This window comes from Pontibacillus sp. HN14, from assembly GCF_021129245.1.
GTDB lineage: Bacteria > Bacillota > Bacilli > Bacillales > BH030062 > Pontibacillus.
On sequence record NZ_JAJOLR010000001.1, the window covers coordinates 201,845 to 228,714 of the forward strand.

A 26,870-nucleotide genomic window follows, 5' to 3' on the forward strand; every position below is an offset into this window, starting at 1 on the left:
TTTTGATTGAATCGATTTAATTCTTCTGTTACAGTTACCTTGTAACCACCTAAAAATTTTATCACTCGTATATTCTCAGTAATACGGTCTGAGCGTTTCTACCTGGTTCCCATTGAAAGAACTAGACTACGGGTTGAAGTATAGCCATGGACAGCTTCATCTATGTTGCTGTTCATAAGAAACACTACAATGACGTTTGTATAGGTTTCTCATACTTTAACTTTGCTGGTCTGGAAGGTAGAAAGGATTCTACCTTCCAGACCTTTTTTATGGAGAAAAATAAGACCCTGATCGAATGACGAGGGAATCGGTAAAAGGTTTAGGCGACAACTAGATTTCTCAAAAGGAGCGATGTAACATGAAGCAAAACGTATTCACAAAACAAGTAGCCATCATTGCAACATTATGTCTTATCTTACTGGCAGGATGTAGTTCCACGGCAGAATCACAAACATCTGAAGAAGAGGTTCAACCGATTCTGGTTCAGGGTCCGATGCCAATTGAAGCGGAAAACTTCGCCGATAAACTATCAGATGTGGAAGAAGAAACATCCGGCACATTTGTATTTTATAAAGGAAAGCTTGATGGATATCCTGTCATCGTTGCGAAAACAGGTAAAGGAATGGAAAACACAGCTGCTGCAACTGCCGTAGCAATCGAACTTTATAACCCTGCAGCGATTATTAATCAGGGTACTTCAGGAGGACACGATCCGAATTTGAATGTATTTGATATTGTGTTAGGTGAAAAAACGACAAACATTGGCTCTCTTAAGACAGGAGACCGAGCGGACGGAGAAGGAATCAAGCCAACGAACTGGATTCCAATGGACTTAATGGCTTCTGAAGGAAGTGCAGGAGAGGACCCTGATGCGGAGAAAGCTCGATTCTTTGAAGGGGACGAAGATCTTCTTGCCGCAGCAAAAGCGGTTAAAGATGTCCATACAGAAGGAAAAGTCGTTGAAGGAACGATTGGGTCTGCGGATGTATGGAATAATGAAGTCGACCGCATTCAATGGTTCCACGAAAATTACGGCACATCTGTAGAAGAGATGGAAGGAGCAGCAGGGGCTCAAATCGCAAAAGCGTATGATGTTCCTTTCTTAGGTATTCGCATTCTTTCTAATAATAAAACAAATGGTGGACAGTATAACCCTGAAACAGCTAGCGCTAATCAGGAATATGTGTTTGAGGTTGTAAAAGAATATATCGATTCTTATGTAGAGAAGTAAGTTTGTATACACATGCGGTCCTAGACCGCATGTGTATTTTTTTCCACTCTTTGGAGCTGATATATGTTACTTAGATGGAGCCGCCTGTGTTTGATGAGTGCTTGGGTTTGCTCGGGGACAACTCGCTTTCCTGCGGGGAGATGGGGAGCCTCCTCGTTCGCTACCGCTCTCTGTGGGGTCTCCCCTAGGCTCTTTCCCCCGCGGGAGTCTCGCTGCCACCGAGCAAACCCAGGCTATAAGGAGAGGCAGCTCTGAGGCACGAAAGAAGAGAGCTCTCATACTCACATGGCATGTTTTCGTTAATCCATAACTCCCCGACAGGAAAGTGAGTGGTTTCCAAGCCCGCCTTACGCCCACCTTAAAGCAAACGAAAACATTCTCTCTTAGCAAAGTCTTATTTATGTAATTTTACCTTTGACTTAGCACCTCTACCGTGCTAAATTCAAAGTAGAATGAACGTTCTATCTAAACTGGAGGTTTGCCATTGAGTAAGAAGAGGAAACAACTCTTAAACGTAGCAGAACAATTATTTTACGATTACGGATTTCATGGGGTTGGTCTGAAACAAATTATACAAGAAGCCAATGTCGCAACGATGACCCTTTATAATCACTTCTCTTCAAAAGATAAGTTAGTCGAGGAGTCGATCAGAAACCGTGAGGAGCGGTATTGGGCGTATATGGATACGGTGGATGAACATACAGAAACACCCTTTATTGAATTAGCGAAACAACACGGACAATTTCTAAAAGAAGTCTCCTATCAAGGCTGTATGTTTTTAAGAGCCATTGAAGTGTACTCAGAGACTAATCCAGAGATTGCCCAAATTGCCCGTGATCATAAAGACAAGCTACTCCGTTTTTTTGAAGACCTTGGAGAAAGCATTGGAATTAAGGAGCACAAAGATTTCTCTTATCAATTCCTATTGATTCTAGAAGGTGCGACCTCCATGACACAAATAACAGATTCGGAGCAAGCAACCGCACACGCCATCACCATGACAAAACGATTACTAGATACTTACCATTAAAAAAACGGCATCCGAACCTTGGGTACCGTTTTTCCTATAGGCTAAACTCAATCGAATACAAAGCGTGACTGCGTTGATCTGCTTGCCCATTTGGTGAGCGTATCTTTTTACACAAAAGTAGAAAGAACGTTCTATCTAAATTTAAAGAAAGGTGGAATGAATTATGAAATTTACGAAACTCGTTTTTCCCGGTGTAACGATGATCGCGGTTACGTATGGCCTGGCCCGCTATAGCTATGGTTTATTACTTCCAAACATTCATGCCACCTTCGGCATGTCAGATCTAGTATCTGGTATTATTTCTTCATTATTTTATCTCGCATACTGCTTTACCATCCTCTATTCGACGGTCATGACGTCGAGGAAAGGTCCAAGGCAAATGATTCTGCTCGCCGGTTCATTTGCGTTATGTGGACTACTGATTATTAGCGGGGCAAGGTCAGAGTGGGCCCTTGGAATCGGTGTGCTCTTAGCAGGGGGCAGTACAGGGCTCGTGTCACCCCCTTATGGAGCAGCGATCGCCTTGTGGATTAAAGAGCCTTTACAAGGAAAAGCCAATACTTGGATTAACGCTGGTACGAGTATTGGAATTGTGGTGACAGGGGCAGCAGCCATTCTGTTAACGCCTCATTGGCGCATGACTTATGCGATTTATGCAGCCATTGCATTTCTCGTGTTGATCTGGAATTACAGGATCATTCCTAAAGAAGAATCTTCGCTTCGATTTGAACAAGGTCGCTTATCGCTAAGAGGGCTAAAAGGGAGTCCTTCCATTGTTATAGGATCGATTTTAATGGGAGCCTCAAGTGCTTGCTTCTGGACATTTTCTCGTTCTTATATTGAAGTCTCCGGTGATTATACAAATCTAGAACTCTCTCTTTTTTGGATCGTCATTGGTTTATTTGGAACGCTAAGCGGGCTGGGAGGCGCTGTCATTGAGAAGATTGGCTTGCAAGCAGCCTATACGATATTTGGAATCATGATGGGGATTGCTCCCATTCTTCTAGCAGTAGCTCCTGAGGATCTTTTCTTAGCCTATACCGCAGCGGCTTTATTCGGCATTGCCAACCTGTTTATGTGTGGACTCCTTATCGTCTGGGGCATCCGTGTTTTCTCCTCGAACGCTTCCCTTGGTATCGGGGTGCCGTTCTTAATGCTATCAATCGGTCAAGTGATCGGATCCATTGCGGCTGGTGGATTAATAGGTGGTATTGGATATGCGTTAACCTTTTTGGTCTATGGCAGCCTTTCGATCATCGCTTCTTTCTTGCGGACAGCTTAATGAAATAGCCATCTTGTAACGCAAAAAAGCCTCTAATTAAGAGGCTTTTTTTTGTGTATGGAATGGCTTTACCTATAAAGGCATAATCGATACGATCTGCTGGATACGTATGAAAAAGGTGGAATCTCCTATTTGAAGCACGATATGATCTGGCTGTACTTCTGTTAAGGTTCCTCGTGTTGTATCTTTAGTAGTTTCGATAATCAATTCTTTTCCAACAACGGTTTGGAGGCGTCTGATTACGAATGGGTCTACCAATGTCTGGTATTGCGGGGTGGCCCAGTCTTCCCGCCAGCCTGTATGTTGATAATACATCGGATCCCTCCTGAAACAAATATTCCTATACACTATGCAGTTTGTGGGAGAGGGGTTCCCTTACTTGAGTAAGCACCGAACTCTTCCAGTGTTGCCAACAATTAATAGTGAAAATCGTTCTAGCCATGTGTTACGTTGATATCAGAAAATAAAGCACTGGAGGTCGATGCGACGTGTTAAAGAAATTTGGATTAATCGGGATGATCGCTTGTTCCATTTTTGCATTTTCATTCCCAGGCCAAAGTGAAGCACATGCCAATACTCATACCGTCCAAAAGGGCGAATCATTTTATAAAATTGCGACAAAATACGGAGTCTCCTCAAAGCAGCTTCAAGAGATGAATGATAAAGAAACTTCTGTAATTCAACCAGGAGAGCAGTTGAAACTTCCTGTCGTTCCTGACGATTATGAACGCGACTTATTGAGTCGTCTTGTGGAAGCGGAAGCTAAGGGTGAGAGCTATGCAGGGAAAGTTGCCGTTGCAACAGTCGTCTTAAACCGTGTTGAAAGTGATCTATTCCCTGATTCCATTCATGGTGTTATTCACGATGGGATTCAGTTCTCCCCTGTATTAAATGGAACCATTAAACAACCAGCAAGCGCTGAGTCCAAGCGCGCTGTAAAAGAAGCTCTAGCTTACCAGGGCTATGACAACGAATCTCTATTTTTCTATAATCCTGACAAAGCTCAGAGTGACTATTTAAGTGAAAAAGAAGTTACAACGGTTATTGGAGATCATGTATTCTTAAAATAATAATAGATGGAAAAAGAGCCCCATTCTTATAAGAATGGGGCTCTTTGTTCTATCTTTTTTACTCTCCAGAATAATTGCTCTCAGGCAGCGTATCCCAGAAGGAAGCGTCAGTAGATTCTAATGAATCATCAGCGAGGGCTTCAAGGGTCGCTTTCATGGCCACAACAGCTTGCTGAATTAAATATCCATTGCTCTTTTGGCCTAACACATAATCCTCACGATAATGGTCCGCCATGCCTCTCATTTCAAATAGAAGGGTGGATATTCCATATTCTGCAGCCAGACCGTTTCGGCTAATGGTTTGGGCGTCTCCACCTGGATATTTCGAAAGGAGGCCGTATCCTTTTGAGTCAACGGCATTGTAAACTACCGCTCCCAGTTTCTTAGATTGTTCTCTGACTTCTTCATCTACCTCAGCATTGGTTGGATATAATATTGAACCGGATACGAGCTCACCCGTGTCACCAAGCGTCGTTTGGGTACCTTGATGGTGAAGGTCAATCATGTAATCTGGGCTATACTTTTGCAATACGTTTTCATGAAGAGCTTTCGTTTCTGGTTGTTCACGATCAACGTGATCCCGGTTTAAATCCACACCATTGGCGTTATATCTTGTGTGTGTACCAGAGACGTAATCATCTAATGAGAAGTTTACATCTCCCTCAGCACCATCCACATTTAGTCTTGGAGCAACAAGGATATTGACGTTTTCTATGATATGTTTTACTTCTTTACTATTGTTCGTTAAGTATTTAATGAGCTTTAGGGCACCTTCTGTTGTTAAAGTTTCGTTGCCATGTTGTTGAGTAAGGAATAGAATCGTCGGATTATCCTCGTTCATCCCAAACTTCGCCAAGTAAAGATCCCGGTCCTTAACCGACTGTCCATACACTTCTAGTTGTAACGCTTCTGATTTTTGATCAAGTTTATGAAGAAGGTCAGACATTTCTTCATACGAATGAAGTCGCTCATTTTGAATGGTTTCATTGCCGTTATAGTTCGGTCCGTTTGGTCCATTTGTTCCGGCAAAAATGGTACTGGTGTTGGCTGTGAGTCCTGTTGTGGTGAGTAAAGCTCCTGCTAACGTAAGAGTAGCGAGTTTTCGTTTCATTGATCATTCCTCCTTTAAGTCTGTATGCGTACTCTTCTTTCTTTTCTTGTGAAACACCTTTCGCAAAAGAACGATTTCGTCCTTATTCACTAGCAGAATGGATGGAAAGTCTTGCTTGTCTAAAGCCCAACACACACGATCTCCGTCTTTTGTATGGAGAAGTTGGTACTAGAAATAGGTGGGTTCATTACATAAATTTGGAGGTTATCGTAGGGGGGAGGAAGAAGTAAGTTATACAGAAAGGAGAGGGAGCATGGTCAAACAATTATATATCGTACGTCACTGTAAGGCACAAGGACAAGAATCAGAAGCGCCACTGACTGCGGAAGGACAGGCAGAAGCCCTAGCATTACGCTCATTCTTTCAACAAAAGAGAGTGGACCGGATCATCTCAAGTCCTTTTAAACGTGCTATTCAATCCATAGAACCACTAGCAGCAGAAAGAGGGGTGGCGATTGAAGAGGACCATAGGTTAAAAGAGCGCGAGTTAAGCGACAGACCTCTGTCAGATTGGCTGGAGAAATTAGAGCGAACCTACTCTGATAAAAATTTAGCCTATAGCGGGGGAGAGTCTAGTCATGCTGCTACCGAACGAGCGAAGGCTGTTATAGATGAACGGATGCAGCAGGATGAGGAAGCCGTTCTTCTCGTCACCCATGGAAATTTAATGTCGTTAATTCTCGGAGAATACATTGAAAACTTTGGATTTGGAGAATGGAAAAAATTGAGTAATCCGGATGTGTACAGAATCAATATCGAGAGCAGGTCAGCAGAGCGAATATGGAAGGAGGGAGAATGGTGAACCAATGGGTCGGTGCATCTGGAGTTTGTGTGAATGAGGATAATGAAATACTAATGGTGCTCCAAGGAAAACCAGAAGAAGATAAGAAATGGACCGTGCCATCTGGTGGTGTAGAAGGAGGGGAATCTTTTAGAGACTGTTGTAAACGAGAAATCAATGAAGAAACTGGTTATCAAGTAGAAGTCGTTGAAGAGCTCAAAGTGAAAAAGGGGTGCTATAAGTCGATTCACTTTGAGGTCCATTATTTTAAAGCAGAAGTCATCGGTGGAACGAGGAGGATTCAGGACCCGGATGGACTAATTTTAGACATTGACTGGAAGTCCCGTGAAGATCTTAAGACTCTCCCGCTATCCTTTCCTGAGGACCTCGAATTTTTGCTTCGTTTTCTTACATAATGCAGAAGAGCCACTCATTAGAGTGGCTCTTTTTCTATTCCATTTCGTCATCTCTATACTCCAGTATATCCCCGGGCTGACAATCAAGCGCTTTGCAAATCGCATCAAGCGTCGTCACCCTGATCGCTTTCGCTTTACCATTTTTTAAAATCGACATATTCGCCATTGTGATCCCGACCCGCTCCGATAGTTCTGTTACACTCATCTTTCGCTTTGCGAGCATCACATCAATGTTGATAATAATCGCCATGTAGATTCACCTCAAACTGTTAGGTCGTTCTCTGTTTTAATCTCTGTTGCCTTTTTAAGAAGCTCTTGAAGGACGGTAGAAAAGACGGAGATGATTAAGGATGCAAAAATAATCGAAAGCCCCATTAAAGCTACTCCAGGATGAAGCGCGCTTTGGGTCATTAAAACAACCATTCCAATCACATATACCCCAACAATAATGAGGGCGTTGTATTTTATCTTTCGTAATAACTCAACAGCCCGTTCTGAGAAAGCTGTTTTCTCTTCAATTAGCTGTAAAAGTTGATAAGCCTGAACAAGCGCCATTACAAAGGGAACAACCGTCCCGTTCACACCCACTAATACAGGGTACTGCAAATAGCTGAATTCAGGAAATGATTCGACTGCGTCACGGGCTAAACGCGGCAGCGCGAATAAGCTTAAAGAAATTACAATGATTCCGAATAAAATCAGGGATATTTTCAAAAAAATCGTCGTTCCTCGTGTCATAATGCACCTCGTTTTATTCTGTGATACTTTCTATTATAAAGTTAAATTTATTGATTTACAATAAATAATTATCTGTTTATAATAACATTGTGCGTTTAAGGAACGATTTGGTAAATCAATTTGAATTGTGCACAAAGGGGGAGTTTTAATTGAGAAAAAAGGTAGTGAAGGGAATTATTCTCCTTGCGCTTCTAGTAGGGATAACGATTTTTGGTCCGTATAATGTGATCCTCGAATTTAATGAAACAAACGCTGTTCAACGTGTCATCACTTCAGACAAAGCCTTAAAGGGATTAAAGATTGTTGATGTGGACTACAGAGGTTCCGACACGTACTTCATCCAAACAAGCGATGGTGATCGTTTGAAGAATTTTATTGTGATGAAGGATTACACCTCGGTTATGAATGGAAACTGGAAAGTATTCGAACAAATGCCAGAAGAACACCCCTTTTAATCGAGCTAGACCCGAAAGGAGGAAAGGATGTGCATTGAATGATGGGTCTCTCGATTGTATTTCTCATCCTAATCATTGTCGTTGCAACCATTGTGTTTCATATTCTTGTTGAAACCGTTCAAGAAAGGGGAATCGGGCCTGTCCCAAAGAAGTTGACGCTGTTGAGCTGTACATTACTAGGTTTGCATGTGGTTTTCTTTATGGCTAATGGATACTCCTATATACCTGAACGATTCGTTGAGATTCTTTTCCCTGCCTTCAGCTTATCCGCAGGCATTTTCGGGAACATCAGCGCTCTCCGGGAAGTGAATCATAATCGATTCGTAGCTATTTTGCTCAGTTGTTTTTCCACCTTTAGCATTCTGTTTTGCTATTTACTTTATGGGATCTCACAGATGTGACGTGTAACATTTTAGAGTTTTATATCGTCTGTAAAAGAGAGGGGGATGGATATGCGTTTTATTGCATTGTTTTTCTGTTTAGTCTTGGCAGCTTGTCAAACCACCGAAGACCCTGAGGTACATAAAGTGGTGGATACATTTGAAGAAGCGGGCATTGAATTAGAACGGTCCCCCTTATCAGGAAAGTCTCCCTTTAATTTAGTCTCTTCACGTGAAGCTCATTATTCTTCTGAAGAAGGGGAACTCATTATTTTTTATGACACGAATGATTTTGGAAGGGTTAAAAAAGAGCTTCGTTCTCAACTGTCAGAAATGGAGTGGCTTTATGAACCTCGCCTTCATTTTAATGAAGACAGTGCGATCTTGTTTGTTCCCACCCGACCCATGTCTGATTCCAGCCAAGTGTGGGAGATCCTCAGCCGATAATGGACATAGGGGAGGAAAATGGGTACAATAACGAGAGTAAAGAAGAGACTGGATAAGGACGTGAATACGATGAAAGATCGCTCATTTCTATACATAATTGGTGGGGTTGGGATCCTATCGTGGATTCTTTATTTTCTGGCCTACTATTCCCATTACAAAATGCATTATATCGTTGAAGGATTGATCTCGATAGTCGTTGCTACGGTCGTATATTTCGTGTTAGTAGCAAGCTTTTTCCGCGGGAATGGCGGTAAAAAAGTGACCGGCACGACACTTGGGTTAATAGCGGTAGCCTTTATGGTGGTCCTCGCTATCTAAAGGGTGAAAGCCGAAATAGGCTTTCGCCTTTTTTGGCAGCTTTCAATCACCGATCAAGGGTTTTACATGAAAAACTGATATAGTAGAAAGAAAAGAAAGGGGTGAATCCATGAATCAGAAAAGCATCAGACAGAAGCTGGACCAACACACCCCTGGCATCCTTGGAGAAGAGGCTATGAAAAAATACTCCCTATTTCTCCCGATTATTGAAAAAGAAGGCGAACTCCACCTGTTGTTTGAAGTTCGTTCCCACACGATGAGGCGACAGCCTGGAGAGGTGTGTTTCCCAGGTGGAAAAATGGATCAGAACGATCGGGGGCCGAAGCACACAGCGGTCCGTGAAGCTTCAGAAGAACTTGGCGTTCGCCCAGGGACCATGACGGATGTATACTCATTGGGGCAAATGATCTCCCCGTTTGGGATGAAAATTGAAGCCTACGCTGGTTTGCTTCACTGTGATGAGAAAGAGCTTCAACCGAATCCAGATGAAGTGGCGGAAATCTTCACCGTTCCTCTTGAGTTTTTCCTAGAAAATGATCCGAGTGTTCATTATGTCCAAATGGAGATCAAGCCAGAAAGTGATTTCCCGTACCACCTTATTTCTAACGGGGAAGACTATGAATGGCAAGCTCGGAAGTACGAGGAATATTTCTATCAGTACAACGACCATGTAATATGGGGGTTAACCGCCCGCGTCTTGCGCTCGTTTGTTCATATGATTCGCTAGGACCTGGCTACATGCCGGGTCTTTTTATGTGTAAAGCTGGGTAGCGGCTGGGGGGTTGAACCTGAGTCAGCCGATGGGGGCGAAGCAGGTGGAACTTGAGCCGTAACGCTCGGGGCTTGAGCCAGAAATCCTCATTATGAGCCGTACTCCACGAACTTGAGCCAGTAACAGCAAACATGAGCTGTCAAAAAACGTTCATGAGCCACTATCGTAAAAAGTGGAGCCAGTAGCCCCTATCTTTGAGTCAGTACAACCTAAACTTGAGCCGCCGCCCGGCTAGCAGCTAGAGCTTGAGCCAGAACGCCCGGGACTTGAGCCAGAAATCCTCATTATGAGCCGTACTCCACGAACTTGAGCCAGTAACAGCAAACATGAGCTGTTAAAAAACGTTCATGAGCCACTATCGTAAAAAGTGGAGCCAGTAGCCCCTGTCTTTGAGTCAGTACAACCTAAACTTGAGCCGCCGCCCGGCTACCAGCTAGAACTTGAGTCAGAACGACCGAACTTGAGCCACCGCCCGGCTAGCAGCAAGAACTTGAGCCAGAACGCCCGAACTTGAGCCGCCGCCCGCCTAGCAACAAGAGCCAGAACGCCTGAAACTCGAGCTACTACCATCTCCATGCCATCCCCCTCTAAACACACCTCTCCCAAAAAAGCTACCGCACAAGACTCTCCACAATTTCCTTATTCTTTTCTTTAAAGACCGCATTATGAGACGACACCATTCCCTTAGCTGTTGCATCAGGTTCAATATATTGCTTTGCTTTATTGACTGCATTGGCGGCATCTTGAAACGCTCCGGCAATGAGATTGAGCTTGCCGTCGTGAGCTAAAATGTCACCAGCGGCGTACAACCCCGGGACAGATGATTCACTATTTTCGTTTCCTGCAATGTAATAATGATTGGTTCGTTCAACTCCGACCTGGCTGTGGTCAAGGAGAGAAGCATCTTGGTCAAATCCATGATTGATGAGGACTTCATCTACAGGAACCGCATATGACTCTCCGCTTTTATGATCGAGAAGTTCGACGGTTTCAATGTGGTGCCCATCCTGTGTACAAAGCTTTGTGATTTCAGTATGAAACAAGCAGGTAGCGTCGCTTTCAAGTAGTTGGGACACTTGGGCTTCGTGGCCTTTTAGTTCCCCTTTTCGATAAGAGACGAAGACTTTCTTAGCAATAGGGGTCAATTCGTTCGCCCAATCAATAGCAGAGTTTCCGCCTCCTGATATGAGGACCGTTTTATCTTTAAATTCTTTTAACGACTGAATAGTGTAGTGAAGGTTTGAGACTTCAAAACGCTCGGCCCCTTCGATCTGAAGCTTTTGAGGTTTTAAAATGCCACTGCCTACGGCTACAATGACCGTTTTGGACAAATGAATAGCACCAGAAGAAACGGTTAGTTCGAATAGACCGTCTTCATTTTTATGTATCGATTCTACCTTTTCTCCTAATACAACCTCTGGGTCAAATGAAAGACCTTGTTTGACTAGATTCTCAATAAGTTTCTCACCAGGAGTAGGGAGCAATCCTCCAACATCCCATACAATTTTCTCAGGATAGACATGAACCTTGCCTCCAAGCTGAGGCTGAAATTCAATGATCTTGGTTTTCAATTCACGTAAGCCGCTGTAGAAGGCGGAATAGAGCCCAGCGGGTCCACCACCAATAATCGTAACGTCAAAACATTCCGCGTTTTGCATAGTGCCACTCCTCTTTTTAACAGAATAAAGTTCTAGTTGACATCGATTCTCATTCCCATTATAGTTACATTGTACTGGTAATGATAATCGTTATCAACTCAAAATGTGCACATTTTGAAAATTAGGAGGGTACATATGACTCGCCTCTATACGGAAAACGTGAATGTGGGATACGGAGAAAAGACAATTGTAAAGGATTTAGATGTAGAGATTCCCGATCAGCAAGTGACCACAATTATTGGGTCAAACGGTTGCGGGAAGTCGACACTTCTAAAAGCGATGACGCGCATCCTTTCTCATCAGTCTGGCTCAATTATGATCGACGGGGAAAGCATTGCACGCCAAAATACGAAAGAACTGGCTCGTAAGCTCGCGATATTGCCTCAAAATCCTGAAGGAGCTAGCGGGTTAACAGTAGGTGAACTCGTTTCTTATGGTCGTTTCCCTTATCAGAAAGGGTTCGGTCGTTTGAATAAGCGGGACATGGAAATGATTGAATGGGCTCTTGAAGTGACGGGGACCACACCGTTTAAATACCAGGCGGTCGATTCATTATCCGGTGGGCAGCGGCAACGGGTTTGGATTGCGATGTCACTCGCGCAGGAAACGGATATGATTTTTCTCGATGAACCAACGACTTATCTTGACATGGCTCATCAGCTTGAGGTGCTTGAACTATTACAAAAGCTTAATCAGGAAGAAGGACGTACCATTGTTATGGTCCTCCATGACTTGAATCAAGCGGCTCGTTTCGCTGATTATATTGTAGCCATGAAGGACGGGGAGATTGTGAAAGCTGGGAGTCCTGAAGAGGTCATACAGCGAGATGTCTTAAGAGACGTATTTCATATTGATGCCGAGATTGGGAAGGATCCAAGAACACATAAACCAATGTGTATAACTTATAACTTATGGAAGGGAGAACAACAAAATGAAGAAGATTCAACTCACGCTGCTTCTTATGCTGGCGCTTGTTCTTAGTGCTTGCTCAAATAGTGCTGGAGGAAACACAGAGGAAAGTGAAACGAATAATGAGGAGGCAGGTTCAGGGACGTTTACATACCAATCTGAAAATGGGCCTGTTGAGGTTCCGAAAAATCCTGAGCGTGTCATCGTCTTATCCTCATTTGCTGGGAACTTGATTAACCTTGATGTGAATTTGGTTGGTGTTGATTCTTGGTCGAAGAACAATCCACGATTCCAGGAAGAGCTTGAAGGGGTAGAGGCTGTAACGGCTGATAACCTGGAGAAGATTATCGAAATGGATCCTGATCTTATTATTGGATTATCGACTACGAAGAATATTGATAAGTTAAAAGAAATTGCCCCAACTGTAACCTATACGTATGGGAAAGCTGATTATCTAGAGCAGCATATTGAGATCGGAAAGCTTGTAAATAAAGAAGAAAAAGCACGCGATTGGGTAGAAGACTTTGAGAAACGTGCTCAAGAAACAGGAGAGAAAATCAAAGACAAGATTGGTGAAGATGCTACCGTTTCAGTCATTGAGAAATTCGATAAGCAAATCTATGTGTTCGGTGATAACTGGGGACGAGGTACGGAGATTCTCTATCAGGCAATGGGACTGAAAATGCCTGAGAAAGTGAAAGAAATGGCGCTTGAACCAGGTTACTATGCGATTTCGCCTGAAGTTCTTCCTGAATATGCTGGGGACTATATGATCTTTAGTAAGAACAGTGAACAAGATAACTCGTTCCAGGAAACGAAAACGTATCAAAATATTCCTGCTGTAAAGAACGATCAAGTATTTGAAGTTGATGCTAAAGCGTTCTATTTCAACGACCCTAACACACTAGATTATCAGCTAGATTACTTTAAAGAAGCCTTTTTAGGAGAATAATAGGAAGAGAGGATCATCCCCTGATCCTCTTTTTTTACAATCTACATAAGAAAGATGATGACAATGAAAAAACAATCCTTTCCTATTCAACTCATTACGGGGATTGCCCTTTGTGGTCTCTCCTTTATACTCGCTCTGCGCCTTGGGGCAGCGGATCTTACGTTTCATGATATTTTGTTGACGTTTACGACAAATGTTGAAAATGAAGCCACACTTTTATTATCTGAAATTCGTATCCCTCGTGAAGTAGGTGCTATTGCAGTAGGTGCAGCGCTTGCTGTATCAGGGGCTATTATGCAAGGTTTAACGAAGAATCCTCTTGCAGACCCTGGGCTTTTAGGCTTAACTTCAGGCGCCAATATGGCCTTAGCAATTGCGCTTGCCCTTATTCCAGGTGCCAATTACATATGGATTACCGTCGCGTGCTTTATGGGGGCTGCGATTGGGGCAGGTCTCGTGATGGGGATCGGCTCGATGAAAAGAGGGGGATTCTCTCCTTTTCGAATCGTTTTAGCAGGAGCAGCTGTTTCAGCCTTTTTAACAGCGATCGGAGAATTTATTGGCTTATATTTTCACGTTTCAAAAGATATTACAATGTGGACAGCCGGGGGGCTGATGGGAACTTCGTGGAGTCAGTTGCAATTTATTATTCCATTTATCATCCTCGGGGTTGTTGTGGCTCTCGTCTTATCGAAACAACTCACCATTCTTAGTTTAAACGAAGAACTCGCTGTCGGATTAGGTCAGAAAGTAACGTTTATTAAGCTCGCTCTCTTTGCTGTTGTCGTCATATTGGCTGGGGCCGCTGTTGCTTTAGTAGGGAATATGGTCTTTATTGGGTTGATGATTCCGCATATGGTGAGAGCGATGGTCGGGACGGATTACCGGTTAATCCTTCCAATGTCCATCTTTGTTGGGTCCGCTTTTATGCTCATTGCTGACACGGCAGGACGGACGATCAACGCTCCTTATGAAACCCCAGTAGCAGCTATTATTGCACTACTTGGACTGCCTTTCTTCTTAGTGATTGTAAAGAAAGGAGGTCGCACGTTCTCATGATTCATCCAAAACAAATACGCAAACAACGATTGACTTTGCTTTTTCTTATCATTTCCGTGTTCGTGACCGCCTTTATAGCCACAGGTCTTGGATATTCTTCGGTTTCCTTTGATCGTATCCTGCCTACTTTTATGGGGGGAGGAACCTTTAAGGAGTCGTTTGTCATCTTTTCTGTGCGCCTGCCGAGAATTGCGATTACCGTTCTAGCTGGTATGGCGTTGGCCTTATCAGGGGCTATTTTACAAAGCATTACGCAAAATGACTTAGCTGACCCTGGTATTATTGGTATTAATGCAGGTGCTGGCCTAGGCATTGCTGTATACTTTTTGTATTTCCCCTTACAGGTGGGGACATTTGTGTACATGATACCTTTAGTCGGTTTTATCGGTGCAATTGTGACGTCAGCCCTTATTTATCTTTTCTCTTATCAGAAAAACGTAGGATTTCAGCCTGTCCGTCTCGTCCTCGTTGGGATTGGCTTCGCGATGGCTTTATCAGGAGCCATGATTATTCTGATTTCTTCTGCTGAGAGGAAGAAAGTTGACTTTATTGCAAACTGGTTAGCAGGCAATATATGGGGGACGGACTTTTCCTTTGTGCTGGCGATATTACCATGGCTTTTGGTGCTCATTCCTTATACCATTTATAAAGCGAGTCGCATGAATCTGCTGAGCTTAAGTGAACCAGTGGCCATTGGGGCAGGGGTGTCGATTGAGAAAGAACGCGTCACCCTCCTCATCACAGCCGTTGCGTTAGCAGCTGCCTCCGTTTCTGTAACGGGCGGAATTGCCTTTATCGGACTTCTGGCTCCTCACCTGGCAAAAGCTCTCGTAGGTAAACGAGCAGAAGCTTACATTCCAGTATCGATTCTGTTAGGGGGGCTTCTCTTATTAATCGCAGATACCATTGGACGGAATGTATTAGACCCAGAAGGGATTCCTGCAGGTATTATGACAGCGCTCATTGGCGCCCCTTACTTTATTTATCTGTTAATCAAAAAGACATAAGAAAAAGCAGCCTTTTTAGGCTGCTTTTTTTGTCCAGTTTGTGAATTTATTCCCAATTCCTTTCTAAACATGAAGGATATCCTTTCTTAATCTTGAACATATAGAGAGGATTGTTTTGTAGAAAATTGTAAAAAATGAGGTGAATCGATATGAATCAATCAGCAGTGGAAATTCGACAAACTCTTGAGGATCTTATGATACGAAATCACTTCTCTGGATCGATTTATATTAAGCAAGGGGATGAGGTTCTTTTTGAGGCAGCGGGAGGGGATGCGGATCGTTCGGAAGAAAGGAAGAATACAATCGAGACTCGCTTTCGCATTGCCTCTGGTTGTAAGCTGTTTACAGCCATTGCGATTTGCCAGCTCGTAGACCAAGGCTTGATCTCCTTTTATTCAAAGCTAAGCGACTCCGTGGATGTCACATTCCCGTACTTTGATGAAGGGGTTACCATTCATCATCTTCTTACCCATACTTCCGGTGTTGCGGATTATTTTGATGAGGATGAAATGGATGACTTTGAAGCATTATGGAAAACGACGCCTATGTATTGCCTTCGAAATTTAGAAGATTTCTTACCACTGTTTGAAAAAGGAAGAATGAAATTTCAACCTGGCGATGACTTTCATTACAACAATGCAGGATTTATCTTATTAGGGCTCATAATAGAAGCAAAGACCGGTATGAAGTTCCGGGATTATATTGTTCAAAATGTGTTTAAACCAGCTGGTATGGATTCTTCTGGCTACTTTGCGCTAGATCAACTGCCAAGCAATGTAGCTTACGGATATGTAGAATTAGATGATGGTTCCTGGAAAACGAATCAGTACTCAATTCCGGTCGTGGGCGGAGCCGATGGAGGCGCATATGTGACAGCTCCTGACATGGGGAAAATGTGGGAAGCCCTTTTAAGTGGGGCTTTATGCAGCGAAGAAACGTTAGAGACGATGCTGACTCCTCATGTGGAAGTGAGGGAAGGCGTCTATTATGGATACGGCTTATGGATTCATAAAAGAGAGAATCAAACGTACAAATACCATGTTATGGGTTATGATCCTGGTGTGAGTTTCCATTCTGCTTTTTACCCAAACAAAAGAATTACCCTTGCTGTCCCGTCTAATCGGAGTGATGATGCTTATGATGTGATGAAGGCAGTAGAGGATACCCTCATTGATGATTAAGGGGAGATGGTATGGAATGGTTTCGATTTGATGAACGAGTCGGAAATCCAATTACGGAATTTGGATCCGACTTTATTATGTCGAAAATTGCAATAACCGAGGAGAAGACACATATCACTTGTATGTACTTACAGGTTGGGGGAAGCATTGGCTATCACCCCGCTGTTGTCAATCAACTTCTTCTCGTCGTGAAAGGGGAAGGGACCGTCTGCGGGGAAGAGCGGGAATTCATTTCGATCTCAGAAGGAGAAGCGGTGTTTTGGAATAAAGGAGAGAAACATGAAACCCGTTCTGAAAAAGGGCTTACGGCTATTGTTATTGAAGGGGACGGCGTTACACCTGATTGGATGGCAAGTCCGTCATGATTATGAGAGCATAAAGAAAAAAGGACGCCTTATAAGCGTCCTTTTGTCGTTTATGCGAAGATACTCCTAATTGCATTCAATAACGATTGAATCAATTCACTAATCGCCGTTAAGATTCTTTCGAAGAACGAAGCGATGCTATTCCAGAATCCTTCATCGTTTAAGAGATCCTTGGCACTTGCTGCAATGTCTTCTAACTGCTTCTGGACGTCATCGAAGTTAATATTGAGTTTACGGATTTGATCAAACAGATTGGTGAGTCGTTCCACATCTTGAGGATTCAAGTTGATGTTTAGAGAATCGAGCTGGTCTTTGACAATCTGCTCAACTTCCTCTCTTGTTACAGGGTTTTGTTTAGCAATCTCTTTCTTAATTTCAGAGATAAGCTGGCTAACTTTCTCTTTATCGATCCCCGCTTCTTCTGCGAGTTTAGTTGCTACATCGAGCTCCTCACTTGCCACTTTCATTCGATCTGAATCGAGTTTCGCACCATTAACATCATAAGCCTTATAAATACCAGTCAACGCAGAATGACCGCTCACCTGAACAGGAGAGGCGACGTCAACAGTCGCATCCGTTACCCCGGCCGTTAGGAGGGCGTTTTTATACATTTCTTTCGTCACTTGCGTAATGTTATCTGGTGTAATGATGTTTACATTTAACCCCGACCCTTCTTCTTCAGGGGTAATTTTGACGGAAGAATACATCCTCGAGTTTGGATTACCTCCAATATAGTTCGCAATATCCTGCCCATTCACGCTGTATTCATCAACAGCGTCACGGTTCTCTACATTTAATTGGTTTCTGACTTCTTCTTCCTGCTCATCTGTTAATGTTTCTCCGTACACGACAATAGGAACGCCTAACTTTTCGTTTATTCCTTTTCCGCCGTTCGGTGATGCCTGAACCGTGTTGATCACGGTAGAACTCAGTAGAAAAATGGCTACAACGAAGAATAGTATCCGTTTCATAGTTTCACACACCTTTTCTTTCCATGCTGTATTGTCTATACCCTTTCAATCTACGCTTCTATCTTCATGTTAGAATCAGAAGATATATGCTCATTACGACAAAAAGGGTGGAAAATCCTTCTTATTGATTGATTTGGGAATAGGGCTTTCCATGTTTAGTGCTAGTGGGGGCTTCAATATGTATTTAGTATCAAACAACAAGACTACGAATCCCCGTTAACATTTGAAGTGAGCTCCTACCCCAGATATTTAAACGGTGAAGCAAAGATTCGAGTTGAATAGAATTGGAAAAAGCATGTAGCTCTAACGGCTACATGCTTTTTTTATCATTCTTCTTTTTACTCCTCTGTCCAAACAGAAGGTACAATCCAATTAGGATAAAGATCACAGGCCATAATCGACCGACTGCAGAAGCGACCATTTCCCCCCAGGAAAAGACCGCAATCCCAGTCAGGATACTAACAGGAATCAGCAATCCTTTCTCACGCTTGCCAAAATACCAGAGTTCAAATAACCCAAAAGCAGGAGCAAGGAGGTAAACGGGCCACGTATAAGCAGAATAAGCAAATCCCGTAGCTGTTTCAAAGAAGAACAATAGACTAATGATCAACAAAATACCACCAGGAACAAGAAGCCCGGCTAACTCACTCTTCCGTCCCGACAAGAAAAACCCAACGTGAAAACCCACTGCAGGGAGCAAAATAAAAGCCGGCCAAGCCTCAGCCGTACTTGGGATCGGTATAATACCAAGGTTAGCAAGAAGAATAACAATCCCCGTTATGACAAATATCAATCCCGTAATCGTATTCGTACCAGTAGCTCTCATCGTTTTCTCTCCTTTAACGAGAAGTGTTTGTAATCGATTTATAGAGTGACAAAGCTAGAAAATTACTCATTTTCCTATGAGGGGCTGGTGAGCCTCTTGGTTCGTGCCATCTTGGGAGATATGAATTCTCCTGCTAAGAAAACAGGACCGTTTATCTTTTTAATGGCAGGGGGTGTTCGGGGACGGCGAGACTCCTGCGGCAATAGGAGCCTAGGGAAGACCCCACAGAGAGCGAAAGCGAACGAGGAGGCTTCCCAGCTCGCCGCGGAAAGCGAGTTGTCACAGAACACCCCCATCCACTCATCAAATGCAACGGTCCCTTCCAGCTTAATATCTCTACTTCTATATAAGGAAGCTTATATAGAACTCATTTATTTGGTATAACGATTGGCGTAGCTTGATGCGGCATAGGAATCTGGCTTAATTTTCACATCAATCCCCATCGCATCAATCCGTTCTGTCATATCTTTAATCAAATCTTTACTACGTCCTTTTGTGCCGATATCAAGATGGATTTCAAATTGAAGAGATGCGCCTTCTTTTTCATATGGAGCTAAGAGTTGTCCGAGACCCGCTAAGTATTCAGGCGTGAAGTGGAAAGCAATCTCCTGACTCAGCCATGTCTCAATGGAGATCTTTTCTTTTAAACTCATAATCTTTCTTGTTACCGTGTGGTTTCTAAGAGCTCCCCAGGCCCCTTTGCCGATCCGATGGATGTGAATCGCCGTAATGAAGCGGGTGTGGCTTTTGTGAACGTGGGAGTCGGTACCAATCGATAAGCGGTACTGATTCGCGGGGTCTTGTGCGATAAAGGATTCGATAGATTGAAGAACGTCTTCGATCGACATATGTTGTTTGGACTGATTGTAAAAGGTGGAGTATTCCATAATCAATTCACCTCAAATTCAGATTTGTCGGTGCTATTTACAGTATATTCGAATTTTCAGGGACATGTGCTTGAAAAAGAATCTGTAACACAATTATCCTTTATAAATTATTTCGGTTGTCTAATTAATTTGTCTAAAACAATAGAAAATTGTCAGAAGAGTCTTTATAATGAAGGCAGAATTGTTATTAGCATGGGGAAGGTGGATTTACGATGACAACCGATTACAATCACTATCCATACGTTTCACAACGTATGACAACATTTGCTCAAAATGGAATGGTAGCTACGTCTCAGCCACTCGCATCACAGGCTGGGTTAGATATTATGAAACAAGGTGGTAATGCAATTGATGCTGCCATTGCCACTGCGGCTTGCTTAACAGTCGTTGAACCCACTTCAAATGGAATTGGGGGAGATGCCTTTGCTCTTGTATGGACCAAAGGGGAATTGCACGGGTTAAACGCAAGCGGACCAGCGCCAAAAGGGATATCGATTGAGGCTGTTAAAGGGAAGGGCTATGAGGAGATTCCTCCATTTGGTTTTGTACCTGTAACCGTTCCAGGCGTCCCAGCTGGTTGGGCAGAGCTTTCAAAGCGATTTGGTAAATTGCCGTTTAAAGATGTATTAGAACCGGCCATTCAGTATGCGGAAAAAGGTTTTCCGATCTCACCGGTGTTAGGGAAGTTCTGGCAAGGGGCCTATAAGAAATTTAAAGAAACGCTAACAGATGAAGAATTTACATACTGGTTCGACACCTTTGCTCCAGATGGAAGAGCTCCTGAGATCGGTGAATTGTGGAAATCTAAAGGACACGCGGAAACGCTACGCTCCATTGCTGAAACACAGGCTGAAAGCTTCTACCACGGGGAGCTAGCTGAAAAGATGGATGCTTTCTCAAAAGAGTACGGTGGTTTTTTAAGAAAAGAAGATCTTGAAAGTTTCAAACCTGAGTGGGTCGATCCAATTAAAGTAAATTACCGCGGTTACGATGTATGGGAGATCCCGCCAAACGGCCAGGGGCTGGCAGCGCTTATGGCCCTTCGTACACTAGAGGATTACGATCTCACTGAGAAAGAATCACCGGAGACGTATCATAAAATGATTGAGGCCATGAAGCTTGCGTTTGTGGATACACAAAAGTACGTGACAGAAGAGGGTGAAATGTCTGTATCCGTAGAAGACCTTTTGTCAAAAGCGTATGCAGATGAGCGCCGCAAGCTAATTGGTGAAGAAGCCATCATGCCTGAAGCAGGAACGCCTCCTAAAGGGGGAACCGTATATCTGGCAACAGCGGACAACGAAGGAAATATGGTATCCTTTATTCAGAGTAACTACATGGGATTTGGGTCAGGTTTAGTTGTACCTGGAACAGGGATTGCCCTTCAAAACCGTGGTCATAACTTCTCTATGGACCCAGAACATGATAATGCCCTTCAAGGAGGCAAACGGACGTATCACACCATTATCCCAGGCTTCCTGACAAAAGGAGACGAGCCAGTCGGACCATTTGGCGTGATGGGAGGCTTTATGCAGCCCCAGGGTCATCTGCAGGTGGTCATGAATACCATAGACTTCCACCTCAACCCCCAGGCAGCTCTAGATGCCCCGCGCTGGCAGTGGATGGAAGGAAAGACAGTCATGGTTGAGCCCCAATTCCCGAATGCCATCGCTCAAATCCTGGCTAGAAAAGGGCACAACATTAAAGTCGCCCTTGATGGAGCTGGATTTGGTCGGGGGCAGATCATTTGGCGAAACCCTGATACAGGCATCTTGCAAGGCGGTACTGAAGCAAGGACTGACGGAACCATCTCAGCCTGGTAAAATAGAGAAGAGGCAAAGTTGCCTCTTCTTTTGTTTTTTTAGTTTGTTTATGATGGGGTTAGTCCGTTACTATAAAAAAGATTGGGCATACTCGGGGACAACTCGCTTTCCTGCGGGGAGCTGGGGAGTCTCCTCGTTCGCTATGCTCTCTGCGGGGTCTCCCCTAGGCTCCTTACCCCGCGGGAGTCTCGCTGTCCCCGAGTATGCCCCGCCAAAAGGTGGTGAACGGACTTCGAACAAGCGCATTTTTTTAGCCTTTACTTCCGAATTATTGCGTGTTTCCGTTCCTCTCCATACGGCAAAGGTGGCCCTGGAAATTGCGAGACTCCTGCGGGAGTAAGAGGTCGACGAGACCCCGCAGGGCATGAACTTTGCCCGAGGAGGCTCGACAGCTCGCCCGCGGAAAGCGAGTGATTTCCAGGGCCACCTTAACCTAAATTAAAGTTAACGGAAACCTCTCTAACATTCGAAAGGAAGATTACACATAGAAAGGATCACGCTATGAAAGCAGTACATATTTTTCTAGCATTTTTTCGAGTAGGTATATTAGGATACGGCGGTGGCCCGGCTTCGATTCCGCTTGTGCATAAAGAAGTAGTGGACAAGTATAAGTGGATGAATGAGGATGAGTTCTCTGATCTGCTGGCTCTTGCAAATACACTTCCTGGACCGGTGGCTACAAAGTTAGCTGGTTATATTGGCTATCGTGTGCAAGGCATTCGGGGAATGTTGAACGCAACCTTTGCCGTTATGGTCCCAACCATTATTTTGATGATTATTCTGTTAACTTCGCTCTCATCTGTAAAAGATCAGGCGTGGGTGCAAGGGATGACAGAGGCGGTTGTGCCGGTGGTCGGAGTTATGTTAGCCGTATTAACGTGGCAGTTTTTAAAGAAATCGAAGAGTGGTCTTGGTTGGATAGCTACGCTTCTGATGGCACTAGTGACGGGCTTGTTGATGGAAGCTCTTGGTGTTCATCCTGGTATTATTATTGCGGGTCTCCTGATCCTTGCGATCTTTAGAAAAGACAAGAAAGAGGGGGACGCATCATGATCTACTGGCAGATTTTCTTAGCTTTCTTTATTCCAGGAGTACTGGGATATGGAGGGGGGCCTGCATCGATTCCACTTGTTGAAAATGAAGTGGTGGGTCGTTATGGCTGGTTAACGGTTAATGAATTCAGTGAAGTTCTTGCGATGGGGAATGCGTTGCCTGGACCAATCGCAACAAAGATGGCTGGATATATCGGTTTTGAAGTAGGTGGAGTGCTTGGTGCGACTGTAGGTGTATTTGCAGCTGTGGCTCCTTCCCTTATTTTAATGATTGCGTTGTTAGGGTTGTTGTATAAATACAAAGATTCTCCGAAAGTGAAGCGAATGACACTCTACGTACGTCCGACGATTGCGGTGCTTTTAGGTGTGATCGCGTTTAATTTCTTCGTTACCTCCTTTCAAGGAGGAGGGACGTTCCATACGATCTTTTTAATCTCAGCTAGTTATGTGTTGCTTGAAAGGTTGAACGTTCATCCGGCTTTTGTCATTGCTGGATCGCTTCTATACGGAGCACTCTTTATGGGATGAAATGTCACACAATTGTTGAAAAGAAGAGTGAATGAAAGGGACGCGCTTCTTTTAAACTTTTATGGGGAAGTACGATATCTTGACTCTTTTATAAAAGTGTTCCTATAATAGCTTCGAGCCTACTAGAACAAAATACATAGATTGAGATATATGTGAGACTAAGAAGGGTGATAAAACATGGCGAAAACCAAACAAAAAAGTAGCAACGCTTGGATTTATTGGATGATCGGTATTATCGCAGCTGCCGTCATTATCATTGTGATTGTTGATCGACAAATGGATGGTGGCTCAGGAGGCGCTATTTCTTATGAAGATCAACCATTTATTGGGGAGGAAGATGCTCCCGTTTCGATGATAGAGTTTTACGATTATTTATGCCCCCACTGTCAAGATTACCAGGAGGTAGCTATTCCTGAAATCAAGCAGAAGCTTATTGATAGCGGAAAAGCGAAGCTCTATTTAGTGAACCTACCGATAATCGGAGACTCTAATAAGGCTGCTCGCTTCGGTGAAGCGGTGTTTCAGGAATTAGGATCTGAAACATTTGTAGAGTATCACGAGTATATTATGGGCGAGCGTATTCAAGAGGCTGGCATCTTTACAGATCAATATCTTGAAGAAGCTTTGAGTTCGGTCGTAGATGATGAAGAGAAAGTCGAACAGGTTGTTTCAGCATATCAGGATGGAGCAGGGGAAGATGCGGTATCTACTGACCGTGAATTGGCCTCTGATCTAAATGTTCATCAAACCCCTACGATTGTTGTAGACGGTGAAGTCTTTGAAGGCGCTACTTTTGAAGAATTAGAACAAGCTGTAGATGAAGCAGCAAATGAATAAGGATAGCGGAGCACCTTAAAAAAGGTGCTCTTTTTTATAATCTGGGGCAAGTGTCTAGTCACTTTTTCCTTTCCTGCATAGGCTAAAGCATAGAAGTCTTGTAGGGAGGAGTTTGGATATGAGTCAATCAAATAAACCGACTCGTGGGAAAAGCATGTTCGACGATTTATTTCAGATTAACCCCAATCGATCTTTTTTAGAAGCGATTGATGATTTCTTCACCGATTCGTTTCAACGGGGATCTGGGGTAAGAGTAGATGATACAAAGAAAGCTTTTACAGTGTGGGTTGAGCTGCCGGGTGTCAGAAAAGAGGATATTGATATTGAATTATATGACCAAAGTTTGCGTATTGTTGTAGATCAAAGTGAATCCATCAAAGAATCCACAACAGGGTATTTCAGACAATCTAAATCACACTTTGAAAGAACAATCGCTCTTCCGGAAAATATTATCGTCAGGGATATGAAAGCCAAACACAAAGATGGTGTACTCGAGGTTTCGTTTCCAAAAAGAAGAGGCAGAAAAATTGAAATAGAGTAAAGGAAAAAGCGCTTTGCTGCGAGCAAAGCGCTTTTTTGTCCTCAGGACATAAGATTGATGTTATACCCTTGAAATAAACCAGATTCAATGACACCGGGGATGGAAGAAAGCTCTTTTTCTAGTCCTGGTTCAATATGATTAAAGCGAACGTCTAAAATGATATGACCTGCCTCAGTTAGAACGGGGCCATCTTTAGACTGTGCCATGCGCAGGTCAACGGATGACACCTCGAAAGACTCAAGACAGGTTTCAACTAAGTGTACGGCTCTTGGGTCTACTTCAAGAGGCACAGGATGTTTCGATCCTAACTTTTCAACGAATTTTGAATGATCCACAAGAATATAGGTTTCATTGCTGCTAGCAATCACAAGCTTCTCATGGAACATCGCTCCGCCTCGCCCTTTAATAAGGTGGTTGTGAGGATCTACTTCGTCAGCTCCGTCGAATGCCCAATCTGGTTTTGCAGAAGCAAGAGAAGTAGTTGGTATGCCGAGGATACTGCACGTTAGGGCGACCTCATGTGAGGTTGGAATAGCTAGTATCTTCAAATTTTCTTCCTTTATTTTCTTGGCAATCGATTGGATGGCAAGAAAAGCGGTAGAGCCTGATCCAACGCCAATAATATCTCCGTCTTTTACGCGTTCGGCTAGACGAGTGGCTACTTTTTGTTTTGCTTCTTTATTGGATATGTCACTTGACCATTGAAGGTTGTTTGCGAGTGGATTTTTCCAAGTCATTGGGGACGCCTCCTTTGCAGGTGGTTTTCCCTGAAACGTTCGGTTTCATGCCCATATATATAATAAAAAAGCCTCCATTTTAGGGATAAGGAGGCAGTGATAATCAAGTATTGTGCGTTGTGTCTTGATTGGTATGATCTTCGTATGGATTGTCCGGCAAAGGATCGACCGTTTCTTTATGGTTATAGCCAGCTGAAATTGTGGCCATTGTGAGAGCTAATACAGCGATCATGATAATCAGGCAGACAACAATAACTCCTACCACCGACATGACCTCCTTACATAAAATCTCATACACGATGAAAGCACTTCCATTGTACCACACCAACCATACGAACGGAATCTCCTTTTCGTGCCAGACACTCTTTCGTGCGTTAAAGAACAGACGGGTGTCTGACACCCTTCATCGCTTTAACGTGTGATAGAATGGTGTTGAGCGGGAGGTATCTCTTGAAAATTAGCTATGAGTGGGTGAAAATAAAGGGTAATGTAGTTAACTGTGAAGGAGTGTTTTGGAGTGAATATTGAAATTTTAAAGTGTCATGGGTCGAACAATGATTTTGTGTTAATAGATGAAATGACTGGAGCTTACGCTTTTTCAGAGGAGGACAGGGTCGCCATTGCGAAATCTCTTTGTGACCGTAACAGCATTGTGGGAGCGGATGGAATATTGTTCGTCCTACCGAGCGATGTGGCGGAAGCACAGATGCGAATGTTTAATCCAGACGGATCAGAAGCGGAAATGTGCGGGAACGGTCTACGTTGTGTGGCGCGTTACGTAACCGAGAAACTGGGGAAAGATGAGGTTGTGATTGAAACCCCTGAAGCAAACTTACCTGTTGTGAAGAAAGAAGAAATGTATGAAGATATTCCTTCCTTTGAGGTTAACATTGAACCGGTCTCATTCGATGCAGCATCTCTTCCGCTGAAATCAGCGCATCAAATTCACATAGAACAACCGATCCCTGTATTGTCTAAGGATCTGACATTTACAGCGTTAAGTGTACCGAATCCACACTTAATTACGGTGGTACCTGAAATACATGATGAGAACTTATCTTGGTTAGGGAAAGTTGCGAATCAGGATAAAGAGTTGCTCCCAAATGGTGTGAATGTAAGCTACGTCCAGCCATTAGGAGACCAGAAGATTTTTGTTCGTACGTATGAGCGTGGTGTAGGACTGACCAACGCATGTGGCACAGCCATGTCAGCTTCAGCACTTACAACGGTTATTGTAGAGATGAATCAGTTGAATGAAGAGATCTTTGTCTTTAATCGAGGTGGATTCGTGATTTGTACGGCTTTAAAAGACGGAGATGATTATGTAATTAAACTGCGTGGAAATGCAACATACGTCTATCAGTCAACCGTACAACTCGATGTAGCTTCAGGCGAGGTTAAAGAAATGAAAGACCGAACGTTATTTGAGATGGAAAATCACGCCTATGCAAAAATGCAATCCTACGCACAAGAACAGATTACTCTATAATTTGAAATGGCCCTCCC

The 26,870-nt window shown here is 43.5% G+C and carries 34 protein-coding genes and 1 riboswitch; of the genes, 23 read left to right on the top strand and 11 right to left on the bottom strand.

Annotation, left to right across the window (positions count from 1 at the left end; genetic code table 11):
• Positions 1 to 45: 45 nt before the first annotated feature.
• Positions 46 to 149: riboswitch (purine riboswitch) on the top strand.
• Positions 150 to 358: 209 nt separating this feature from the next.
• The 3 genes from LQ226_RS00990 (at position 359) to LQ226_RS01000 (ending at position 3,543) form a co-directional block, all read left to right on the top strand.
• Positions 359 to 1,231, top strand: a complete 873-nt coding sequence (locus tag LQ226_RS00990; RefSeq protein WP_231415901.1) for a 5'-methylthioadenosine/S-adenosylhomocysteine nucleosidase — start codon at positions 359 to 361, stop codon at positions 1,229 to 1,231.
• A gap of 484 nt (positions 1,232 to 1,715) precedes the next feature.
• Positions 1,716 to 2,261, top strand: a complete 546-nt coding sequence (locus LQ226_RS00995) for a TetR/AcrR family transcriptional regulator (protein WP_231415903.1) — start codon at positions 1,716 to 1,718, stop codon at positions 2,259 to 2,261.
• A gap of 163 nt (positions 2,262 to 2,424) precedes the next feature.
• Complete coding sequence (locus LQ226_RS01000) at positions 2,425 to 3,543, top strand: MFS transporter (RefSeq protein ID WP_231415905.1); 1,119 nt, start codon at positions 2,425 to 2,427, stop codon at positions 3,541 to 3,543.
• Between the two features lie 72 nt (positions 3,544 to 3,615).
• On the opposite strand, the gene LQ226_RS01005 is transcribed toward LQ226_RS01000, so the two are convergent.
• Positions 3,616 to 3,858, bottom strand: a complete 243-nt coding sequence (locus LQ226_RS01005; protein WP_231415907.1) for a YuzF family protein — start codon at positions 3,856 to 3,858, stop codon at positions 3,616 to 3,618.
• A gap of 173 nt (positions 3,859 to 4,031) precedes the next feature.
• Here LQ226_RS01005 and LQ226_RS01010 point away from each other — a divergent pair, with 173 nt between their 5' ends.
• The gene (locus tag LQ226_RS01010) at positions 4,032 to 4,613 is read left to right on the top strand and encodes a cell wall hydrolase (protein ID WP_231415908.1); all 582 of its coding nucleotides are present in this window, start codon (positions 4,032 to 4,034) and stop codon (positions 4,611 to 4,613) included.
• Between the two features lie 58 nt (positions 4,614 to 4,671).
• On the opposite strand, the gene LQ226_RS01015 is transcribed toward LQ226_RS01010, so the two are convergent.
• Positions 4,672 to 5,724, bottom strand: coding sequence for a M14 family zinc carboxypeptidase (locus LQ226_RS01015; protein ID WP_231415910.1), 1,053 nt, complete (start codon positions 5,722 to 5,724; stop codon positions 4,672 to 4,674).
• 253 nt (positions 5,725 to 5,977) lie between these two features.
• On the opposite strand from LQ226_RS01015, the gene LQ226_RS01020 reads away from it, so the two are divergent.
• Both LQ226_RS01020 and LQ226_RS01025 read left to right on the top strand, forming a co-directional pair.
• Entirely contained in the window at positions 5,978 to 6,526 is a 549-nt protein-coding gene (locus LQ226_RS01020) for a histidine phosphatase family protein (RefSeq protein ID WP_231415911.1), read from the top strand.
• Positions 6,520 to 6,921 carry an NUDIX hydrolase gene (locus LQ226_RS01025; protein ID WP_255686753.1) on the top strand — a complete coding sequence of 134 codons (402 nt, stop codon included), beginning with the start codon at positions 6,520 to 6,522 and terminating at the stop codon, positions 6,919 to 6,921. Before LQ226_RS01020 ends, LQ226_RS01025 begins: the two co-directional genes overlap by 7 nt.
• A gap of 34 nt (positions 6,922 to 6,955) precedes the next feature.
• Here the strand turns inward: LQ226_RS01025 and LQ226_RS01030 are convergent, their stop codons facing one another.
• Positions 6,956 to 7,171 (bottom strand): helix-turn-helix domain-containing protein, encoded by a 216-nt coding sequence (locus tag LQ226_RS01030; protein ID WP_231415913.1) that lies wholly within the window; start codon positions 7,169 to 7,171, stop codon positions 6,956 to 6,958.
• An 11-nt stretch (positions 7,172 to 7,182) separates the two neighbouring features.
• A complete protein-coding gene (locus LQ226_RS01035) occupies positions 7,183 to 7,659 on the bottom strand; it encodes a DUF2975 domain-containing protein (protein WP_231415914.1) in 477 nt (158 codons plus the stop codon).
• A gap of 149 nt (positions 7,660 to 7,808) precedes the next feature.
• Here LQ226_RS01035 and LQ226_RS01040 point away from each other — a divergent pair, with 149 nt between their 5' ends.
• The 5 genes from LQ226_RS01040 to LQ226_RS01060 all read left to right on the top strand — a co-directional run bounded on the left by LQ226_RS01040 (position 7,809) and on the right by LQ226_RS01060 (position 9,986).
• The gene (locus LQ226_RS01040; protein WP_231415916.1) at positions 7,809 to 8,114 is read left to right on the top strand and encodes a hypothetical protein; all 306 of its coding nucleotides are present in this window, start codon (positions 7,809 to 7,811) and stop codon (positions 8,112 to 8,114) included.
• 38 nt (positions 8,115 to 8,152) lie between these two features.
• Positions 8,153 to 8,515: a hypothetical protein gene (locus tag LQ226_RS01045; protein ID WP_231415918.1), complete on the top strand. Its 363-nt coding sequence runs from the start codon at positions 8,153 to 8,155 to the stop codon at positions 8,513 to 8,515.
• Positions 8,516 to 8,566: 51 nt separating this feature from the next.
• Positions 8,567 to 8,941, top strand: coding sequence for a hypothetical protein (locus tag LQ226_RS01050; protein WP_231415920.1), 375 nt, complete (start codon positions 8,567 to 8,569; stop codon positions 8,939 to 8,941).
• Between the two features lie 18 nt (positions 8,942 to 8,959).
• The gene (locus LQ226_RS01055; RefSeq protein WP_231415921.1) at positions 8,960 to 9,259 is read left to right on the top strand and encodes a hypothetical protein; all 300 of its coding nucleotides are present in this window, start codon (positions 8,960 to 8,962) and stop codon (positions 9,257 to 9,259) included.
• A 109-nt stretch (positions 9,260 to 9,368) separates the two neighbouring features.
• Positions 9,369 to 9,986 (top strand): NUDIX hydrolase, encoded by a 618-nt coding sequence (locus LQ226_RS01060; RefSeq protein WP_231415922.1) that lies wholly within the window; start codon positions 9,369 to 9,371, stop codon positions 9,984 to 9,986.
• Between the two features lie 471 nt (positions 9,987 to 10,457).
• On the opposite strand, the gene LQ226_RS01065 is transcribed toward LQ226_RS01060, so the two are convergent.
• Entirely contained in the window at positions 10,458 to 10,601 is a 144-nt protein-coding gene (locus LQ226_RS01065) for a hypothetical protein (protein WP_231415923.1), read from the bottom strand.
• A 41-nt stretch (positions 10,602 to 10,642) separates the two neighbouring features.
• Positions 10,643 to 11,689 (bottom strand): NAD(P)/FAD-dependent oxidoreductase, encoded by a 1,047-nt coding sequence (locus LQ226_RS01070; RefSeq protein WP_231415924.1) that lies wholly within the window; start codon positions 11,687 to 11,689, stop codon positions 10,643 to 10,645.
• 135 nt (positions 11,690 to 11,824) lie between these two features.
• On the opposite strand from LQ226_RS01070, the gene LQ226_RS01075 reads away from it, so the two are divergent.
• From LQ226_RS01075 to LQ226_RS01100, 6 genes are all read left to right on the top strand, one after another.
• Positions 11,825 to 12,670, top strand: coding sequence for an ABC transporter ATP-binding protein (locus LQ226_RS01075; protein ID WP_231415925.1), 846 nt, complete (start codon positions 11,825 to 11,827; stop codon positions 12,668 to 12,670).
• Positions 12,621 to 13,550 (top strand): iron-hydroxamate ABC transporter substrate-binding protein, encoded by a 930-nt coding sequence (locus LQ226_RS01080; protein ID WP_231415926.1) that lies wholly within the window; start codon positions 12,621 to 12,623, stop codon positions 13,548 to 13,550. The genes LQ226_RS01075 and LQ226_RS01080 overlap by 50 nt, the downstream gene beginning before the upstream one ends.
• A 54-nt stretch (positions 13,551 to 13,604) precedes the next feature.
• On the top strand, positions 13,605 to 14,609 hold the full coding sequence (locus LQ226_RS01085) for a FecCD family ABC transporter permease (RefSeq protein ID WP_370635411.1): 1,005 nt from the start codon (positions 13,605 to 13,607) through the stop codon (positions 14,607 to 14,609).
• Positions 14,606 to 15,616, top strand: a complete 1,011-nt coding sequence (locus LQ226_RS01090) for a FecCD family ABC transporter permease (RefSeq protein ID WP_231415927.1) — start codon at positions 14,606 to 14,608, stop codon at positions 15,614 to 15,616. The genes LQ226_RS01085 and LQ226_RS01090 overlap by 4 nt, the downstream gene beginning before the upstream one ends.
• A gap of 149 nt (positions 15,617 to 15,765) precedes the next feature.
• The gene (locus LQ226_RS01095) at positions 15,766 to 16,797 is read left to right on the top strand and encodes a serine hydrolase domain-containing protein (protein WP_231415928.1); all 1,032 of its coding nucleotides are present in this window, start codon (positions 15,766 to 15,768) and stop codon (positions 16,795 to 16,797) included.
• Positions 16,798 to 16,808: 11 nt separating this feature from the next.
• Positions 16,809 to 17,162, top strand: coding sequence for a cupin domain-containing protein (locus LQ226_RS01100; protein WP_231415929.1), 354 nt, complete (start codon positions 16,809 to 16,811; stop codon positions 17,160 to 17,162).
• A gap of 50 nt (positions 17,163 to 17,212) precedes the next feature.
• On the opposite strand, the gene LQ226_RS01105 is transcribed toward LQ226_RS01100, so the two are convergent.
• The 3 genes from LQ226_RS01105 to LQ226_RS01115 form a co-directional block, all read right to left on the bottom strand.
• Positions 17,213 to 18,133 carry a DUF1002 domain-containing protein gene (locus LQ226_RS01105; protein WP_231415930.1) on the bottom strand — a complete coding sequence of 307 codons (921 nt, stop codon included), beginning with the start codon at positions 18,131 to 18,133 and terminating at the stop codon, positions 17,213 to 17,215.
• A gap of 310 nt (positions 18,134 to 18,443) precedes the next feature.
• Positions 18,444 to 18,959 (bottom strand): LiaF transmembrane domain-containing protein, encoded by a 516-nt coding sequence (locus LQ226_RS01110; RefSeq protein ID WP_231415931.1) that lies wholly within the window; start codon positions 18,957 to 18,959, stop codon positions 18,444 to 18,446.
• 371 nt (positions 18,960 to 19,330) lie between these two features.
• A complete protein-coding gene (locus LQ226_RS01115) occupies positions 19,331 to 19,846 on the bottom strand; it encodes a ribonuclease H-like YkuK family protein (RefSeq protein WP_231415932.1) in 516 nt (171 codons plus the stop codon).
• A 212-nt stretch (positions 19,847 to 20,058) separates the two neighbouring features.
• On the opposite strand from LQ226_RS01115, the gene ggt reads away from it, so the two are divergent.
• The 5 genes from ggt (at position 20,059) to LQ226_RS01140 (ending at position 24,627) form a co-directional block, all read left to right on the top strand.
• Entirely contained in the window at positions 20,059 to 21,669 is a 1,611-nt protein-coding gene (gene ggt, locus LQ226_RS01120) for a gamma-glutamyltransferase (RefSeq protein WP_231415933.1), read from the top strand.
• A 501-nt stretch (positions 21,670 to 22,170) separates the two neighbouring features.
• Positions 22,171 to 22,722 (top strand): chromate transporter, encoded by a 552-nt coding sequence (locus LQ226_RS01125; RefSeq protein WP_231415934.1) that lies wholly within the window; start codon positions 22,171 to 22,173, stop codon positions 22,720 to 22,722.
• On the top strand, positions 22,719 to 23,249 hold the full coding sequence (locus tag LQ226_RS01130; RefSeq protein WP_231415935.1) for a chromate transporter: 531 nt from the start codon (positions 22,719 to 22,721) through the stop codon (positions 23,247 to 23,249). Before LQ226_RS01125 ends, LQ226_RS01130 begins: the two co-directional genes overlap by 4 nt.
• Positions 23,250 to 23,426: 177 nt before the next feature.
• Positions 23,427 to 24,086 carry a DsbA family protein gene (locus LQ226_RS01135; RefSeq protein ID WP_231415936.1) on the top strand — a complete coding sequence of 220 codons (660 nt, stop codon included), beginning with the start codon at positions 23,427 to 23,429 and terminating at the stop codon, positions 24,084 to 24,086.
• A gap of 118 nt (positions 24,087 to 24,204) precedes the next feature.
• Complete coding sequence (locus tag LQ226_RS01140; protein ID WP_231415937.1) at positions 24,205 to 24,627, top strand: Hsp20/alpha crystallin family protein; 423 nt, start codon at positions 24,205 to 24,207, stop codon at positions 24,625 to 24,627.
• A gap of 41 nt (positions 24,628 to 24,668) precedes the next feature.
• Here LQ226_RS01140 and rpiA read toward each other — a convergent pair whose 3' ends face one another.
• Together rpiA and ytzI are read right to left on the bottom strand one after the other, a co-directional pair.
• Positions 24,669 to 25,364: a ribose 5-phosphate isomerase A gene (rpiA, locus tag LQ226_RS01145; RefSeq protein WP_231415938.1), complete on the bottom strand. Its 696-nt coding sequence runs from the start codon at positions 25,362 to 25,364 to the stop codon at positions 24,669 to 24,671.
• Between the two features lie 103 nt (positions 25,365 to 25,467).
• The gene (ytzI, locus tag LQ226_RS01150) at positions 25,468 to 25,629 is read right to left on the bottom strand and encodes a YtzI protein (protein ID WP_370635412.1); all 162 of its coding nucleotides are present in this window, start codon (positions 25,627 to 25,629) and stop codon (positions 25,468 to 25,470) included.
• Positions 25,630 to 25,881: 252 nt separating this feature from the next.
• Here ytzI and dapF point away from each other — a divergent pair, with 252 nt between their 5' ends.
• Positions 25,882 to 26,853: a diaminopimelate epimerase gene (gene dapF, locus LQ226_RS01155; RefSeq protein ID WP_231415940.1), complete on the top strand. Its 972-nt coding sequence runs from the start codon at positions 25,882 to 25,884 to the stop codon at positions 26,851 to 26,853.
• Positions 26,854 to 26,870 lie beyond the last annotated feature (17 nt).